The sequence below is a fragment of the Brevibacillus fortis genome (genome assembly GCF_003013395.1).
Lineage (GTDB): Bacteria > Bacillota > Bacilli > Brevibacillales > Brevibacillaceae > Brevibacillus > Brevibacillus fortis.
The window spans coordinates 16,106-31,726 of record NZ_PXZM01000046.1 but is presented as its reverse complement, the minus strand read 5'-3'; the positions used below and the strand labels follow the sequence as shown (position 1 = coordinate 31,726).

Below are 15,621 nucleotides of genomic sequence, written 5' to 3'. Positions count from 1 at the left end.
GGGAGTGGAACATTGACCATCACGATAGCGTTAATCTCTTCGGAAGAATTTTTACCAAGGATCTTGAAGCATACCCAATCCATCGATTACATTCAACTGACTTCGTATACATACCAGAACCCCAAAGAGAGCGCTGCGTTGCTTGACCAAATCCATGACTGCGACGTGCTGCTTTTTGCTGGCCCACTTCCTTATTTTTTTGCCAAGGAAAAGGTAGAGCAAAAGAAGCTGCCTGCGGTGTACATCCCGCTCGATGAATACACGATTTCCCTCTCTTTGTTTCATACCTTGCTGAACGTACCAGGAGGACTGGTCCAAATCTCGATAGATATGCCAAAAGCGGAGTATATCGAGAAGGTCGCCGAAGAATTGGGTATTACCTCTACGGCTTGGTATGTAAAAGACTACAGTGAGATTATTGAAGAAGGCGGGACGAGATTTGACGTGGAGGAGATTATCCAGTTCCACAAGGAGCGCTGGGAACAGAAACAGAGCCATTTTGCTTTGACTGGCGTTGACTACGTTTACAGTCGATTGCGTGAGCTGAACATCCCTTCCGCATCGCTCGTCTGTCCTGATAAAAATATTCGCGATGCCGTCAATCAAGCCGTTGCTTATGGTCAATTGAAAATTAGCAAAAATTCGCAGATCTCCGTAGGGATTGCAGCGATCCAGCAAAATGATGGTCCGCCCGTCGAAACACAATGGCAGGATGCGACGATTATTTTGCTGCAAGAGCTGTTGGAGCTCGTCAAGGAGACTGACGCTTCCATTCAAAAATTGGGAATGGATCAATTCATCATCTATGGCACAAGAGGCAGTATTGAACAAATGATTCAATCCGGCAAGATCATGCAAGTATTGGGCAATGTCGATCTGCTTGCCAAAGTGACGGTTGCCATCGGGTTTGGTTTTGGTCTGACAGCGAAAGAGGCCGAAGCGAACGCACGTATTGCGATCTACCATGCCAGGAAAACGAATGAAAGCAGTGCGTATCTGGTGACGGATGAAAAAGAAGTGATCGGTCCGTTGAATACAGAATCGAAGACGTTCCAATTAAAAAGTGAGAACAAGGAAGTATTGGAGATCGCGGAGAAGACTGGCGCAAGTGTCGCTACCATCACGAAAATTATGCAGTATGTCAAGCTTCGCCGCGATAACCGCTTCACCGCTGCAGATTTAGCCGAGTATCTCCAGATCAGTCGCCGCAGCTCGGAAAGAACCTTGAAAAAGCTGATCGAGCATCAGGTTGTAGAGGTCGTCGGAGAAGAGCAGCCGTATCAGCAAGGACGCCCGCGGGCTGTGTATCGCCTTAATCATTAATGATTCTCCTCATGTAACATCAACCTGTCCCGGTTTTTCCGTTTGCGAAGGAAATCCGGGACCCCCACATCCCTCATCTAAAAAGCACTCCGATCTAATTAGCGACTATATACCGACGTAAGTATACTTCGAATGGAAATGACTCGAAAAAAGGAGGCCGCGACATGCTATCAGAACGATTAAAGGGCCAAATACGCAGCGTATTACTTATGTGTGTACTCGTCTTTTCCATAGTTGGCTGCAGCTCTGCTCCCGCTCCGACTACAGACCAGAAGCAAGCAAGTCAAACAGCAAAAAACTCCCAGCCCAAAAAGGGAGGGACGATCACCATGGGCTACCAGATGGAGCCAGATACGTTGGACCCGCAAAAGACGTCGATGCCAGCGGGAAATTTTGTTGGCGTTCTGTTGGGGGGAGCCTTGCTGATCCTCGATCCCTTTACGTTTGAGTTGAAGCCGCATCTCGCTGAATCGTACACGATCTCGGACGACGGCAAGACCATGACGTTCAAGATACGTCCTGGCGTGAAGTTCCATGATGGAACACCGCTCACCGCGAAAGTTTTTAAGCAAAGCTATGAACGTGCACTCGATCCGAAAACAGCCTCACCAGTTACGGGACCGGATGTATCTTCGATCAAATCCATTTCAGCTCCTGATGATTCTACATTGATCTTTCATTTGAATGAGCCCTCCGCTTCGTTACTTTCTAACTTATCATATGGCGGCTACCAGCAACCCATTTCCATAGAGGCACGAAACAAATACGGAAATGAGCTGGGGCGCAATCCTGTCGGAGTAGGTCCATGGAAATTCGAAAGCTGGAAAACGGGCGAATCGATCACACTGGTACGAAACGACGATTATAAGTGGGCATCTCCTTTTGCTCTGAATCAAGGACCTGTGAGACCCGACAAGTTCGTTCTGAAATTTATTCAAGACGACCAGACCATGATGGCTGCTCTCGATAGTGGAACGATTGATATTGCCGCTGTGCCGCCGAAAGACGCGAAGAAGTACAAGGATCACAAAGATTTTACGGTGTTGGAAGGGATGCAGCCTACTGAGAACTTTATTGGGATGAATCTGGAAAATGAAATCCTTCAGGATGTCCGCGTGAGAAAGGCACTGAATCTGGCGATCAACAAAGACGCATTGATCATAGCGGATTTGCAAGGAGAGGGTGTGCCTGTCTACGGACCGATTCCGCCTACGATGATCGGATACGATGCGGCAGTAGAGCAGTATGGCTACAAGTACAATGCTGAGCAAGCCAGACAACTGCTAGATGAAGCAGGGTGGAATCCAAACGCGCAAGGGATTAGGGAAAAGGATGGGAAAACGCTCAGCCTGACGATGCTCATCGAAAATTCAAATCCTGGGCATCAGTTGGTGCAAAGCATGTTCAAAGAGATTGGCGTCGAATTGCATATCCAAAAGTATGAATCGGCGACAGCTCATGAACAGGCACTGAAGGGCGAGTTCGATTTATTCTCAACGGGTCATGGCAGTGTCGATCCAGATATTTTGAACTTGTTACTGCATTCGAGTCAGATCGGGGGCTTGAATTTCTTGCGCCTCAGTGATCAACAGCTCGATAGCTTGCTAGATAAAGGACGAACAACAACGGACCAAGCACAGCGCCAAAAGATTTTTGCAGATATTCAAAAAAGAGTCGTGGATCAGGCCTATTGGATTCCGCTCTATTCCGCAAAAACATTCATGGTCGTCAGTAACCGGATTCAAGGCGTCAAACCAAATCCGTTAGCATCCTTGATTATTCAGGACATGTGGGTGAACGAATAAAGCGAAATCATTCGAAAGAGGTGGAAGAAATGAGACAGCAAGGCTGGTCAGTAGAATGGGAAGAGCTGGTTGCAAAAGAAATGAAGGAAGGCAGGGTTCCGGGCTTTGTCATGGGTGTGAATTTGAATGGGCAGAGCCTGCTTCGCAAAAGCTTTGGCTACCGGGATCGTGAAAAGGAACTCGAAATCACTCCTGATACCGTGATGGGATTGGCCTCCGTTACGAAGTCTTTTACATGCATGGCGATCATGCAGCTACAGGAAGCGAAGAAGCTCTCTGTTCATGATCCAGTGATCAAATATCTCCCTGAGTTTCGTACCTCGGATCGTCAAAAAACGGAGCAGATGACGATCCACCATTTTATGACGCACACGACGGGCATACCGCCGCTGCCCATTGATCACCTGGCGATTCGCAACTCCATGTTCGATGACATGCCTGACGAAGATAACCCGATTCACCGTTACTTGAAAAAGGAGTACCAGAAACCGATCTCCACGTTCGAAGAGCTGATGGAAGCTCTTGCCCTGACGGAATATGAACTAGTGGGCTCTCCAGGACAATTGTTTAGCTATTCGAATGATTGCTATTCTCTCTTGGGAGCAGTCATAGCCCGAGTGAGTGGGAAGTCGTATGACGTTTATGTCAAAGAGCATATTTTGGAACCAGCAGACATGCCAAGCAGCACCTTCCTTCTGAGCGATCTGCCTCACTTGCCGGATGTCACCACCATCTACCATTTGAAAGAGAACAATGGAGTGTCTGATATTTACCCTGATCCACTGTGGGAGGACGGATTGTTGGTAGCCGCCTCGGGGTATTTGAATTCAACAGTACGAGACATGTTAAACTACGCAGAAATATTCCGTACGGGCGGATGGGTGGGTAAGGAAAGGATTTTATCGGAGGAGAGCGTCAAGCAAATGATCTATCCGCATGTCCAGAACAGCTACGGCAGGTATTACGGATATGGCTTATCCATTCAACCCGACTACTATGGGGGTACCTTGATCAAGCACGGTGGAGCGATCAAAGGTGTCGCCGCCAATTTAGCGATTGTTCCGGAGCGGGGCATTACATCCATGGCCTTGGCCAATTTAACCGGAAGTCTCGTCGAAAAAGCCACACTGACAGCACTCCATGCCGTAGAAGGGCGTCCATTGAATACGCCACAGTATCAATTCGAGACATATAGCGTCCCTCTTTCCCAGTTAGGGGAGTATGCCGGTCGATACGCTAGTGGGGAAGGAATGGATATCATCGTATATGTGGTAGAGGGTGTCCTGATGATGATAGATAAGACGTTGGATGCGTTTGGTGGAAAACAACTGAACTATCTATTGCGACCAATTGGAGAGCATCAATTTATCACCGATAGAGAGGGAAGCGAGCTGACAGTTGGTTTTGTAACAGGCGAAGACGGCTCTGTAAAAGCCATGTCTCTTTATTATCGGATCATTCCACGAGTAGCAGATACGGAGGATAGTCGAATATGAAAATAACGACTGTATGTGTTCATGCCATAAGGTTGCCGCTAAAACGCCCATTTATTATCGCGTACGCCTCTTATGAGGATATGCCGTCCATTATTGTAAAAGTGGAGACAGACAATGGTCTGGTCGGACTAGGTGAAGCGGTACCGGATCAAAATGTCACCGGAGAGACGTGGGAGTCTACCTATACGATGCTCGTTCGTAACCTGGCACCTGTTGTGATCGGTGAGAATCCGTTTGATATCGAGAGAATCCATGAAAAGATGAACCAGACTGTTTGGGGAGCACCAGCAGCAAAAGCCGCCATCGATATCGCCTGCTATGATTTGATGGGCAAGGCTGCTGGTCAACCGGTCTATCATTTCTTGGGCGGAAAATATCACACGACTCTTTCCTTTCCATACGTGTTAAGCATTTTGGAGCCAGAGGCCATGGCAGCTGAAGCCAGGCAAGCAGTGGCAGCTGGGTATGACTCAATCAAAATAAAGGTGGGAGCTGATCTTCGGACAGATATTCAGCGAATCCGAGCTGTTCGGCAGGCAGTTGGCCCGGGCATTGGGCTGCGGGTGGATGCCAACCAAGGCTGGGAGAACCGTGCGAACTCCTTGCTGGCTTTGAAGCAGATCGAGGATTGTCACATTGATTGGATGGAGCAGCCTGTTGTGGCGGATGATTTGGATGCTTTGGCGGATATTCGCAGGCAAACAACTATTCCAATTATGGTAGACGAGGGATTGCACGGGACGAAGGAAATGCGGGAGGTCATCGCGAAGAAAGCAGCAGATAAAGTTAACATCAAACTGATGAAAAGTGGAGGGATATATCCTGCTCTCAAACTGGTGAATCAGGCGGAAATGGCCGGGATGGAGTGTCAGATCGGTTCGATGCTGGAGTCCTCGATTGGCAGTGCGGCCGGCGCTCATTTGTCACTGGCGAAGAAAAACATCATTTCCAACGAGCTGGCGGGACCTGCGATCATTTCGCGGGACGTAGCCGAGCTTGTGATTCACGGAAGCCAGATTTTTGTGTCAGATCAGCCAGGATTAGGTGTAGAGCTAGACGAAGCGGTGCTTGCCGAACTAACGGATAAGTCAGAGCAGGTCATCGGAGTGAAGCGGCAACCCGTATAGGGAGATGACTGAATGCAAAATACGCGAGTAGAAATCGTCGAGGCATTGACAGAAAGCCAGCTTCAGATGATCAAGGTAATGGAGCAGGAGGCTTTTGGCGTACATGGAGCGATTGATGAATGGGTGCTCGTACCGCTTGCGAGACATGGCTGCGTTGCTCTTTTCATGGAAGCGGAGGAGGCGTGTCCTGTCGGGGTATGCCAGCTCTTGAGGGATTTTCGTCAGCCAGACAAGTGCTACATGTACGGGTATTACATCCGAGCAGATCGTAAAGGGATGGGGTATGGGTTCGCTTTCTTGAACCGATTGCTGGAGCATCTGCGTGAGGATGGATTTCGTCAGATTTGCCTGACCGTAAGCCCTGATAATACGGGAGCAGTCGGACTCTATCAAAAAGCAGGATTTGCGGTTATCGAGACACGGATAGCGGAATATGGTAGTGGAAACGATCGCTATTATATGGAGAAAACGCTATAGAAGGGGAGTCACTTACGATGGAACGTTTTCCTGTCTATCGGATCAGGGGGACAGCGCGAGAACGGGGACAACAAATTGGCCAACTCACCAAAGAGCAAATTTTGATCAATCTCGAAGCGTACGAACGAACCTTTTTCGAGGGAGCAGGTCTTCGCTGGAAGGACGCAACCGACTATGCCACTCAGTTCATCCCTTGGATCGAGCAGTATGACCAAGAGATTATGGAGGAAATCAGAGGAATCAGCGAAGGGGCGGAGCGGGATCTGCTTGATATTGTGACGCTCAATGTTCGTAGTGAAATCATGACTAACTTAGGCGATCCTTTCGGGAAAACGGATGGATGCACTAGTGTGGCGGCAGTACCACCTGCGACGAAAAAGCAAGAAACACTCATCGGGCAAAACTGGGATTGGATAAACCTCATGGAAAAAGGGCTCGTCGTACTGGAGATCGAGCAATCACCTCGTCCGACCATTTTGATCATTACCGAGGCGGGGATCGTAGGCAAGATCGGAATGAACGACAAAGGCATGGGTGTTTGTCTGAATTTTTTGCGAATATCGGAGGGTACTGTCGGAGTTCCTATCCATATCGTATTGCGGGGAATCTTGAATAGTGGGACGCTCTCACAAGCCATCCGGCAAATAACCCGACTACAGCGCGGCACGTCGGCCAATTATTTGCTTGCGCATCGGGAAGGAGAGACGGTGGATGTGGAAACAACCTCAAGAGCGCACGACGTCCTCTATCCAATGGAAGGGTATATCGCGCATACCAATCATTTTGTCGGGTCCCGTATAGCTGTAGATGAACTAGCGAAAATGGGGGAAGCCGATACGCATCTACGAATGGGGCGGGCTACGAAGCAGTTGGTGGCAGCGAAAGGACAGATTGAAGCTGATCACATCAAGGCAATCTTTCGTGACCATATGAGCTTTCCCGAAGCCATTTGCCGACATGGGGACGCGGAGTCGACTGGAGCAGAAGAGCTGGTCGGTCGCACCTTGTTTTCCATCGTGATGAATCTGACAGAGGGACAGTTCGAATTGTCCAACGGTCAACCGTGCAATACGCCGTACCATACGTATCAGTTTTCCTCCAGCTAACAAACATAAGCGCGGGCTTCTCTCTTTGTTTGGCAGAGAGAGGAGGCCCGCGCTCTATTATTTTTCAATATACGCGTATTTAAAGTAGGAGCCGCCGAGAGGGAAGATCACAAAGTCCTTCACCTTGTCGTTTTTCACATAAGCGTTGCCGCGGAAGTGCAGCGGTGCCAGCGGCATTTCTTCCATGAGAATTTTTTCGGCATCAAACATGAGCTGCTTGCGCTTTTGCTCGTCGGTTTCATAGTAGCTCTTGTTCAGCAGATCACGATATTCCTTGTTGTCGAAGCGAACGACGTTGTTGCCCCCCAAGTCCTTATACATTTCGAGGAAATTGATCGGGTCGTTGAAATCTGCCCCCCATAGCCAGATGCCGAAGTCGTATTTGCCATTTTGGACATCTTCGTTGAAAACTTTCCACTCCGAGGTGCGGATGTCAATGTCGACTCCCAGTGTTTTCTTCCACTCGTCCTGGAGCGCTTGAGCCAGCTTCTTGTCCGTTTCTCCAGTGTCGTAGTAGTACGTGACTTTTGGGAATTGTGTCAGCCCGAGCTCTTTTATGCCTTCTGCCAAAAGCTGCTTGGCCTTTGCCACATCTTCTTTAAAGTAGCCGTCCGGGTTCAACCCCATGGAGACGGGAACCCAACCATAAGCGGGCGGAACACCAGTCTGTAGGATGTTATCTACCAATTGCTGTCGGTTGATCGAATACGAAAACGCTTGGCGAATTTTTTTGTTCGTGAAAGGGGGCTTCTCTGTATTGAAAATAACAGCTTTGGTGCCGGGGTTATCTGCGACGAGTAGCTTACCTTCCGCTTTAATCTGACCGACTGCATCCGGCGACAAGCCAAAGGAAGGGTAACCTCCCCAATCCAGATCGCCATTATCAAACATGGACAGGGCGGTGTTGTTATCCTCGATGATGGCAATATGAATCTTTTCTAGCTTGACGTTGGTGCTGTCCCAATAAGTAGGGCTTTTGCTGAAGGTGAGTTTGGATTTGTGCTCCCACGTATCCATGACAAACGGGCCGTTGCCGACGATCGTTTTGGCTTCTGTTGCCCACTGGGGGTTGCTCTCGATGGTCTTTTTATGAAGCGGGTAGTAGGTAGTGAATGAGGTCAATTCGCGGAAAAAGGGTGTTGGTGAGCGCAAGGTGAAATCTAGCGTGTAGTCGTCCTTTGCTTTTACCCCGACGTCCTCTTGCTTGCCTTTTCCGCTGTAAAAATCCTCGCCCCCTTTGATATAGAAGAGCTGATACGCGTAGCCGGAAGCGGTTTTAGGGTCGAGATTGCGCTTGATGGCGTACTCAAAATCATGAGCGGTAACAGGATCGCCATTACTCCATTTGGCGTCCTTTCGAATGGTAAAAGTAAAATGAGTGAAGTCAGGAGTATGCGTGTAGCTCTCTGCGATGGCGTTGATCATCTGGCCTTGACGGTCGACGCTGGTCAGTCCTTCGAAGGTGAGGTTGATCATGTCCATTGAGGTCGAATCTGTTGCAATGCCTGCATCCATCGTAGACGGCTCGCCGGTAATGCTCCATTGCAAGACCATTGGCTCTGCGGTCGTAGGCTTTGCTGTCGCTTCCGCTGGAGGGGATTGGACATTGTCGGCGGGCTTCGAGCTACAGCCGACGGAGAGACTGAACAACAATACAGCAGTAGAAATGCCTAGTAGCCATTTGTTCATACATACCTCCTGTTTAATTGTTTGAAAAGTTAGAAAATTAACAGTTCCTCAAAAGAATAATGCACAGCAATCATCCAGTCATTCAACATAATGTATAAATGTTCACGGGAAATCACGGATACAGATGGGAATAAATTCATACAATTTGTCCGTTACCTCATTAATCATTTATCCGAAGGGACAACAAAAGCCACCCGTAAAAGGTGGCTTTGTCATTAGGGAGGTAAGACAGAATTACTTGTTCATCGGCAAAACACCATCGCGCGATTTCCGCGTCCAAGGTGTGCCAAGATAAGAAAGTGCCCAGCGATCCAGACCATACCAGCCCGCAACCTTCCAGGCTAGAACGAGCCAGGTGGCAAAAATAAAGAGGAGCGGGTTGCTGCTGACCGTTCCTGCGAACAGAAAGCTGACGTTCATCAAGGCACCGAAGAAAGCTGCGATCCCGGTCAGGCAACCAAGGATCAAGCCGAGTCCGACGAGAACCTCACCCCATGCGACGAGGAAGCCAAACACCTTGGCATTTGGCAGGACGACATTTTCCAGGAACCAGGCATACCACGCCGATACGTCCTTTCCTTCGGCTGCTTTCGCAAGCGATCCTTTTACGAACCCTTGAATCGCTCCGCCCGCTACATCTCCAGTCCAGTTGTCGGCCTGGACTTTTTTCCATCCGGCGGTAATCCATGCATATCCGACATAAAGTCTGATGATCAACCAGATCGCAGCGGATTTCGTGCTGGTGAACAAGAAGTGTGATACAGGATTTTCAGGAATAATAATTTCGTTTTGACGATTTTGCATGTGGGTTTCCTCCTACATACGTTTTGAACATCTTTGTTCGAGCCGATTTTAACACAACAAATGGCGGTGTGGTGCGGTTTCGGGCATAAGTTCATACGGTGTTCATTGACACTATTCGCACGGTGTTAATGGTAAATCCTTGTATTTGTGCCAAGCTTACCTTGTTAATTACCGACCCATAATGTCAAGTCACAATCTCTATTCTTACTAAAAAGTAAGAGAGAAGGTCAAAATCGTTAGACAGGAGTCATTCATTTACATGAAAGACTCGTCTATAATCCAGACATAAATAGTTAATAGGGGAGCAGTTAAGATGAAAAAAATAATAAGTTTCTTGTTGGTGATTGTCATTTTTGCAGGGATTGGATTCGGAGTAAAACGATATGTAGAAGGTCCATCGCAAGCGGTAGATGGCGTTCTCGTTATAGGCACAGAAAAAGATGCGAATAAGGTTAAAGAGTTGTATAGAGATAACACCAAACAAGCGATTGACTACAAAGTGAAATTGGTCACAACAAAAAAAATCACGAAATTGACAGAGCAAGTACAGAAAGAAACGGGTCAAGAATTTGAAACCAGAGACATCAAGTATTCGGTTATTACTCGATCTACAGCTGAGCAGTTCATCAAGAATGGGATTCTCAGAGCTAGACAAGACCCTGACAGCGCGTCCATTATTTCAGACCCTGTTACCAGCATGAAAGAATTATCGAATGGTCACAATCTGTTCTACTCGTCAAATAATGCAGATATGAATAATGACCAAATCGATTTGAACGGTCAGATGGTACCCGTAGAGTATGTGAAACATCAGGTATGGATCGGTTATATTCCACAAGCGGACCTTGTTATTGTTGATGACCAAACTTACAACAAATTAACCGAAGCAGAGTCAACACTCTCCTTGATCCAGTTTGAGAATCGCAGTTTCGATTATAAGAAGAAAGATATGGTGAACCAGGTCTTACAGGAAATCGGGAACGTTTATGCAGATAGCGCAGACAAAGTAAATTTCGTAGAAGTACAAGATTGAGTTTGAGTGATAAGAGGGTGAGCTGTATGGAAGTTGTACGGATGGAAAACGTAGTAAAAAGTTATGGTGAAGGCAATAACAGGGTAGATGCGTTAAAAGGGATTCACCTTTCGATTCAGCAAGGAGAGTTTGTCTCCATCGTAGGTGTTTCCGGCTCCGGTAAAAGCACACTGCTGCATATTTTGGGAGGGTTGGATCGGCCGACTTCCGGACAAGTATTCATTGGGGACCATAATATTTACGATTATACAGATGATGAACTTTCGATATTCAGAAGAAGAAAAGTCGGGTTTATTTTTCAGTTCTTTAATTTGATCCCCGTATTGAATGTCCAGGAAAATATCGCGTTACCCATGCTATTGGATGATGAACCGATAGATGGGACGTATTTGGATGAAATTATGGGAATCCTGGGGCTCGATGAACGGAAAGACCACTTGCCTTCCGAATTATCGGGCGGCCAACAGCAACGGGTCTCCATCGGCAGGGCCTTAATGAATCGACCGCATTTAATTTTGGCGGATGAGCCTACAGGTAATCTGGATACGCGAAATACTAAGGAAGTCATGGATTTATTAAGACTGACTGCCAAAAAATACAATCAAACCATCGTATTGATTACGCACGATCTTACGATTGCTTCGGCTTCTGACCGGGTCATCACGATCGAAGACGGTAAAATCATTTCAGATCAAAGGCTTGCTGCGAATTAGACAAAGACTGGAGGAGAATGATTTTGATCAGCAGTTATAAACAAATAAGCAGCAAGTATTTAAAGGGGAATTTGAAACGAACGATTTTGACTTTGATCGGAATCATACTCTCTGTCGCGTTAATTTCCACGATCGGTCTTTTTATGAAAGGCTCACAAATCTCCCAGATGGAGAGCATCAAGAAAATAAATGGACATTCTTTTCATGTCGGTATTTCCAATTACGATGAAGCATTATTAAACAAGATCAAATATAATCCCCAAATTGTTTCGTTTGGCTTGATGTCTCAGGGCGGCATCGTTCCGGTTGGAGAGGCTTCTGTTCAAATGAATTTCGCTGATCATGGCGCCATGGAGTTTTTAACCTACAGCCTCGATGATGGCAAACTACCAACCAATGACCGTGAAGCAGTTGTCGATTCATGGGTGCTTCCTTCTATAAAAAAAGGTCTTCAGATCGGCGACTCATTTGAATTGGATGGGAAAACTTATCAACTGGTTGGTGTACTCGACAATCGCGCGTTCACTCAGAAAAGTAAAGTGGGCCGTTTATTAACCTATAAACGTGAGTTTGCTATGGGAGAAGGCAGGATATTACTCGAAATAAATCAGAAAGCGAACGTTAAAGAAGTTTTAGAGGAAATAAAAACACTTACGGCAGAAGAGAATATTGATATCAATGATCAATTGATCAAAGTAATGAATCCGGAATCGAATCAATCGATTTTAGCCACGCTAGTCATCGTTATCAGTATTGTTGTGATCGCGACGGTGGTTGTCATTTACAACGCTTTTCAAATCAGCGTCGTAGAGCGGATGAAGCAGTTCGGCTTGCTCCGAAGCATCGGTGCTACGCGAAAGCAAATTAGACAAATCGTGATGAGAGAAGCTGTTGTGTTGGCTGTCATCGCCATACCGGTTGGGCTTGTATGCAGCTTATTGGCGGTTGCTGCTCTCCAATTCATTTTCTCGATCATTTTAGAAGATGGTGCAGGTATTTCGTTCTTTCATATCGATTGGCAGATTTTATTCATCAGTTCGATCATTACTCTGACGGCCGTATTAGCGTCCAGTTATTATCCGGCTTTTTTTGCAGGCAGGATATCCCCATTGCTGGCGATCAGCAGCAGGTTATCCATTAAAAAAGAGGCGATCAAAAAACAGAAGAATAACGCATTAAGAAAACCTCTATCTTTTCCCCTGAGCTTGGCCTTGAAAAATGTAAAAAGAAATAAAAATCGGTATACCATTACGATTCTATCCATTATTATATCGAGTGTATTGTTTATTACTTTCTCGTCATTGATGGATATCGCATTTGCATCCAAATATATGAAAGATTTATCCACGCAATCGGATCTAACTGTCTATCTGAAACAGGATAGGGATGATTCTTTAGTAGAAAGACAGCAAATTTTGGAGCTATTGAAGTCGCTTGAAAATGTATCCGAAGTGAAGGAACAGGATAGCAGTTTTGAAATCGATTTGAAGGATACGACGCAATCTCTTGTAACCGTTGCGAACATCGAGCAGACTGTTGGAACAAAACACGCCATTACCATTGTTAATCACATGGATGAGAATAAAGTGAAAAGAGATTCAGAGCTCGTCATAAAAGTGCTGGTATACAGTTTTATCACAGTCATTTCTTTGATTGGCAGTCTCAATATCCTCAATACGATTACGATCAGCATCATCATCAGACGAAAAGAACTGGCTGCGCTAAAATCCATAGGCATGTCACAAAGGGATTTGAAAAAAATGATCATCTATGAAGCGCTGATTTACGGTTTGTCTGGAAGTTTGCAAGGGATCTTTTTCGGTTGTATCCTTTCTTATATCATTTACTTGGCTATTTCTGATGTCGTGAAGATCGAATGGCCGATCCCCTACGAAGCTTGTTTCATTACGTTTGTGTCCGCTTTGCTCATCAGTTTTTTATCTGTTCTGATACCACTGAGAAAAATCCAAAAAGATAATCTTATAGATGTTATCAGGGAACAGTAATACCAAAGCCTGGCTACTTTTTAGTCGGGCTATTTGGATTTGGTGATTTCTTGATGTGATTGGAGTAAAAGGAGAGGACATCCTTGAATAAAATATTGCTTGTGGAAGATGACGAAGCGCTTGGTCTAGCCATTGAATTCTCATTGAAAAATGAAGGCTATGAGGTAGTCAGAGCTACTAGTGTAAAAGAAGCGAAACACCAGTTTGATCAGCATACTTTTGATTTGGTGATCCTAGATATCGGCCTTCCAGATGGAAACGGCTATGATTTATGTCTGCATTTCAAACAACAAAAAGAATCATCGGTCATTATTTTCTTAACGGCCCTTGATGAAGAAGCAAATGTGGTAATGGGTCTGGAGATTGGTGGGGACGATTATATAACGAAACCTTTTCGAGTCAAGGAGCTCATGTCCAGAGTGAAAGTGCAAATGCGCAAACAAGGGCGGTTGGAAGCTTCCTCTATGATCTTCGCATCTGAGACTGTCAAAATCGATACGAACCTAATCAAGGCTTATAAAAATAATGAAAGCATTCCATTAACAAATCTAGAGTATAAGCTGCTGTTAACTTTCATGATGAACGCCCATAAAGTCCTAAAAAGAGATGATATCCTGATGAAAATATCGGAAGGAGAAGATGCTTTTTTTGATGAAAACACGTTATCGGTATACATTAAGCGTTTAAGAGGAAAAGTGGAAGATGACCCCAAAAACCCGCAGTTTATCGTCACCCAAAGAGGATTGGGGTATCGATGGAATAAGGATGTGAACAGAGAGTAAGATGATGAAGAATACCGAATTGAAAGGGTATATGACGATACTGGCCGTTCTGTTATCTCTCTTTACCTTTTACCAAATGATCGCCCATCAACTATTTTATGATGATTTGAAAAGAGATTACATTTCAAGTTGGGGCGAAATTACTGCCAGATTGGTTGAACAAAATCCCGAGAATGAAGCGGAAATTATGAAAGTCTTAACAAGCCATTCATCTGATTCAAGTGAGTATCAGGAAAAAGGAAGAGAGCTCTTTAGGCAGTATGGATTATATGAAGATTTGGAGTCTGAGCTTTTTCCCCATTTAAATAAACATATTTTCAGCCATAATCAATTGATTTTTGGGGGATTGATTTGTTTCGGATTCTTGCTGTTTGGGACAGGCTATAGGCAATACAAGATTGTCTTCCATCAAATCAGACAACTTACTTCCGCAGCAAAAAAAATAATCGATGGGGACTACTCGGTTGTCATCAATGAGAATAAAGAAGGGGATCTCGCCAAACTGGCGGCTTCATTCCGTTCCATGAAAGATATTATTAGAAAAAGCATGCAGGATCTTCTTGAAGAAAAAGAGTTTTTAGCACAAATGCTGCAAGATATCTCCCATCAATTAAAAACGCCTCTTTCAACGATATCCATCTACAATGAAACGATGTTGAATGCAGAGTTGCCTCGCCAGCAGCAAGTTCAACTCCTGCAAAATAATGAAGCTCAAATCGCCAGAATGAATGTTTTGATTCAAAATTTGTTAAAGGTAGCGAAAATCGATGCCAGAGCGATTTCATTTGAGAAAGAACCAGCGAATTTGGTGGAGACCATGGAGGAAGTTTTGGATCGCTTGGCAAGCATGATCAGTGATAAACATATGTCAATTGAGTGGGATGCGCCGGAGGAAATCGTCGTTGTTCACGATAAGCTATGGATGCAGGAAGCGTTGTTGAACCTGCTGAAGAATGCGATCGAGCATTCCAAACCCAGCAATAAAATCATGATTCAAGCCAAAGATACTCCAATCTATACGGAGCTGGTGATTCAAGACTTTGGAGAAGGAATTGCAACGGAGGAATTGTCGCATATTTTTGATCGATTCTACAAAGCAAGAGATTCGAAAAAGCATGATTCGGCAGGGATTGGACTGGCACTAGTCAAAGCCATTATCGAAGCACATCATGCCTTGATTAAAGTCGAGAGTGAGAAAAATCGCTATACAAAATTTACGATTACCTTCATGAAGTTTTAAGTACAGAAGAACGGCAAGTA

General features: G+C 45.6%; 13 protein-coding genes. 11 read left to right on the top strand and 2 right to left on the bottom strand.

Going from position 1 to position 15,621, the window contains the following annotated elements; translation table 11 throughout:
• The first annotated feature begins 12 nt into the window (after positions 1 to 12).
• From C7R93_RS25780 to C7R93_RS25755, 6 genes are all read left to right on the top strand, one after another.
• Positions 13 to 1,323 carry a helix-turn-helix domain-containing protein gene (locus C7R93_RS25780; protein ID WP_106841469.1) on the top strand — a complete coding sequence of 437 codons (1,311 nt, stop codon included), beginning with the start codon at positions 13 to 15 and terminating at the stop codon, positions 1,321 to 1,323.
• A 164-nt stretch (positions 1,324 to 1,487) separates the two neighbouring features.
• Complete coding sequence (locus C7R93_RS25775) at positions 1,488 to 3,128, top strand: ABC transporter substrate-binding protein (protein ID WP_106841468.1); 1,641 nt, start codon at positions 1,488 to 1,490, stop codon at positions 3,126 to 3,128.
• A 29-nt stretch (positions 3,129 to 3,157) separates the two neighbouring features.
• Complete coding sequence (locus C7R93_RS25770) at positions 3,158 to 4,624, top strand: serine hydrolase domain-containing protein (protein ID WP_106841467.1); 1,467 nt, start codon at positions 3,158 to 3,160, stop codon at positions 4,622 to 4,624.
• On the top strand, positions 4,621 to 5,751 hold the full coding sequence (locus C7R93_RS25765; RefSeq protein WP_106841466.1) for a mandelate racemase/muconate lactonizing enzyme family protein: 1,131 nt from the start codon (positions 4,621 to 4,623) through the stop codon (positions 5,749 to 5,751). Before C7R93_RS25770 ends, C7R93_RS25765 begins: the two co-directional genes overlap by 4 nt.
• 12 nt (positions 5,752 to 5,763) lie before the next feature.
• Positions 5,764 to 6,228, top strand: coding sequence for a GNAT family N-acetyltransferase (locus C7R93_RS25760; protein WP_106841465.1), 465 nt, complete (start codon positions 5,764 to 5,766; stop codon positions 6,226 to 6,228).
• A gap of 17 nt (positions 6,229 to 6,245) precedes the next feature.
• Positions 6,246 to 7,334: a C45 family autoproteolytic acyltransferase/hydrolase gene (locus C7R93_RS25755; RefSeq protein WP_106841464.1), complete on the top strand. Its 1,089-nt coding sequence runs from the start codon at positions 6,246 to 6,248 to the stop codon at positions 7,332 to 7,334.
• A gap of 57 nt (positions 7,335 to 7,391) precedes the next feature.
• On the opposite strand, the gene C7R93_RS25750 is transcribed toward C7R93_RS25755, so the two are convergent.
• On the bottom strand, positions 7,392 to 9,023 hold the full coding sequence (locus tag C7R93_RS25750; protein WP_106841463.1) for a peptide ABC transporter substrate-binding protein: 1,632 nt from the start codon (positions 9,021 to 9,023) through the stop codon (positions 7,392 to 7,394).
• A 234-nt stretch (positions 9,024 to 9,257) separates the two neighbouring features.
• Complete coding sequence (locus tag C7R93_RS25745; RefSeq protein ID WP_106841462.1) at positions 9,258 to 9,827, bottom strand: DoxX family protein; 570 nt, start codon at positions 9,825 to 9,827, stop codon at positions 9,258 to 9,260.
• A gap of 313 nt (positions 9,828 to 10,140) precedes the next feature.
• Between C7R93_RS25745 and C7R93_RS25740 the strand changes: the two genes are divergently transcribed.
• From C7R93_RS25740 to C7R93_RS25720, 5 genes are all read left to right on the top strand, one after another.
• Positions 10,141 to 10,860 carry a lipoprotein BA_5634 family protein gene (locus tag C7R93_RS25740; protein WP_106841461.1) on the top strand — a complete coding sequence of 240 codons (720 nt, stop codon included), beginning with the start codon at positions 10,141 to 10,143 and terminating at the stop codon, positions 10,858 to 10,860.
• A gap of 26 nt (positions 10,861 to 10,886) precedes the next feature.
• Complete coding sequence (locus C7R93_RS25735; protein ID WP_106841460.1) at positions 10,887 to 11,573, top strand: ABC transporter ATP-binding protein; 687 nt, start codon at positions 10,887 to 10,889, stop codon at positions 11,571 to 11,573.
• 23 nt (positions 11,574 to 11,596) lie between these two features.
• A complete protein-coding gene (locus C7R93_RS25730) occupies positions 11,597 to 13,579 on the top strand; it encodes an ABC transporter permease (RefSeq protein ID WP_106841494.1) in 1,983 nt (660 codons plus the stop codon).
• Between the two features lie 83 nt (positions 13,580 to 13,662).
• The gene (locus tag C7R93_RS25725) at positions 13,663 to 14,361 is read left to right on the top strand and encodes a response regulator transcription factor (RefSeq protein WP_106841459.1); all 699 of its coding nucleotides are present in this window, start codon (positions 13,663 to 13,665) and stop codon (positions 14,359 to 14,361) included.
• A 4-nt stretch (positions 14,362 to 14,365) separates the two neighbouring features.
• Positions 14,366 to 15,601, top strand: coding sequence for a sensor histidine kinase (locus C7R93_RS25720; RefSeq protein WP_106841493.1), 1,236 nt, complete (start codon positions 14,366 to 14,368; stop codon positions 15,599 to 15,601).
• Positions 15,602 to 15,621: the final 20 nt, after the last annotated feature.

What these genes read in the sequence shown, in the direction of transcription:
- C7R93_RS25720 (WP_106841493.1), top strand. Translation starts at nt 14,366, where the DNA reads ATGAAGAATACCGAATTGAAAGGGTATATGACGATACTGGCCGTTCTG.
- C7R93_RS25765 (WP_106841466.1), top strand. Translation starts at nt 4,621, where the DNA reads ATGAAAATAACGACTGTATGTGTTCATGCCATAAGGTTGCCGCTAAAA.
- C7R93_RS25745 (WP_106841462.1), bottom strand. Translation starts at nt 9,827, where the DNA reads ATGCAAAATCGTCAAAACGAAATTATTATTCCTGAAAATCCTGTATCA.
- C7R93_RS25750 (WP_106841463.1), bottom strand. Translation starts at nt 9,023, where the DNA reads ATGAACAAATGGCTACTAGGCATTTCTACTGCTGTATTGTTGTTCAGT.
- C7R93_RS25740 (WP_106841461.1), top strand. Translation starts at nt 10,141, where the DNA reads ATGAAAAAAATAATAAGTTTCTTGTTGGTGATTGTCATTTTTGCAGGG.
- C7R93_RS25760 (WP_106841465.1), top strand. Translation starts at nt 5,764, where the DNA reads ATGCAAAATACGCGAGTAGAAATCGTCGAGGCATTGACAGAAAGCCAG.
- C7R93_RS25735 (WP_106841460.1), top strand. Translation starts at nt 10,887, where the DNA reads ATGGAAGTTGTACGGATGGAAAACGTAGTAAAAAGTTATGGTGAAGGC.
- C7R93_RS25775 (WP_106841468.1), top strand. Translation starts at nt 1,488, where the DNA reads ATGCTATCAGAACGATTAAAGGGCCAAATACGCAGCGTATTACTTATG.
- C7R93_RS25755 (WP_106841464.1), top strand. Translation starts at nt 6,246, where the DNA reads ATGGAACGTTTTCCTGTCTATCGGATCAGGGGGACAGCGCGAGAACGG.
- C7R93_RS25770 (WP_106841467.1), top strand. Translation starts at nt 3,158, where the DNA reads ATGAGACAGCAAGGCTGGTCAGTAGAATGGGAAGAGCTGGTTGCAAAA.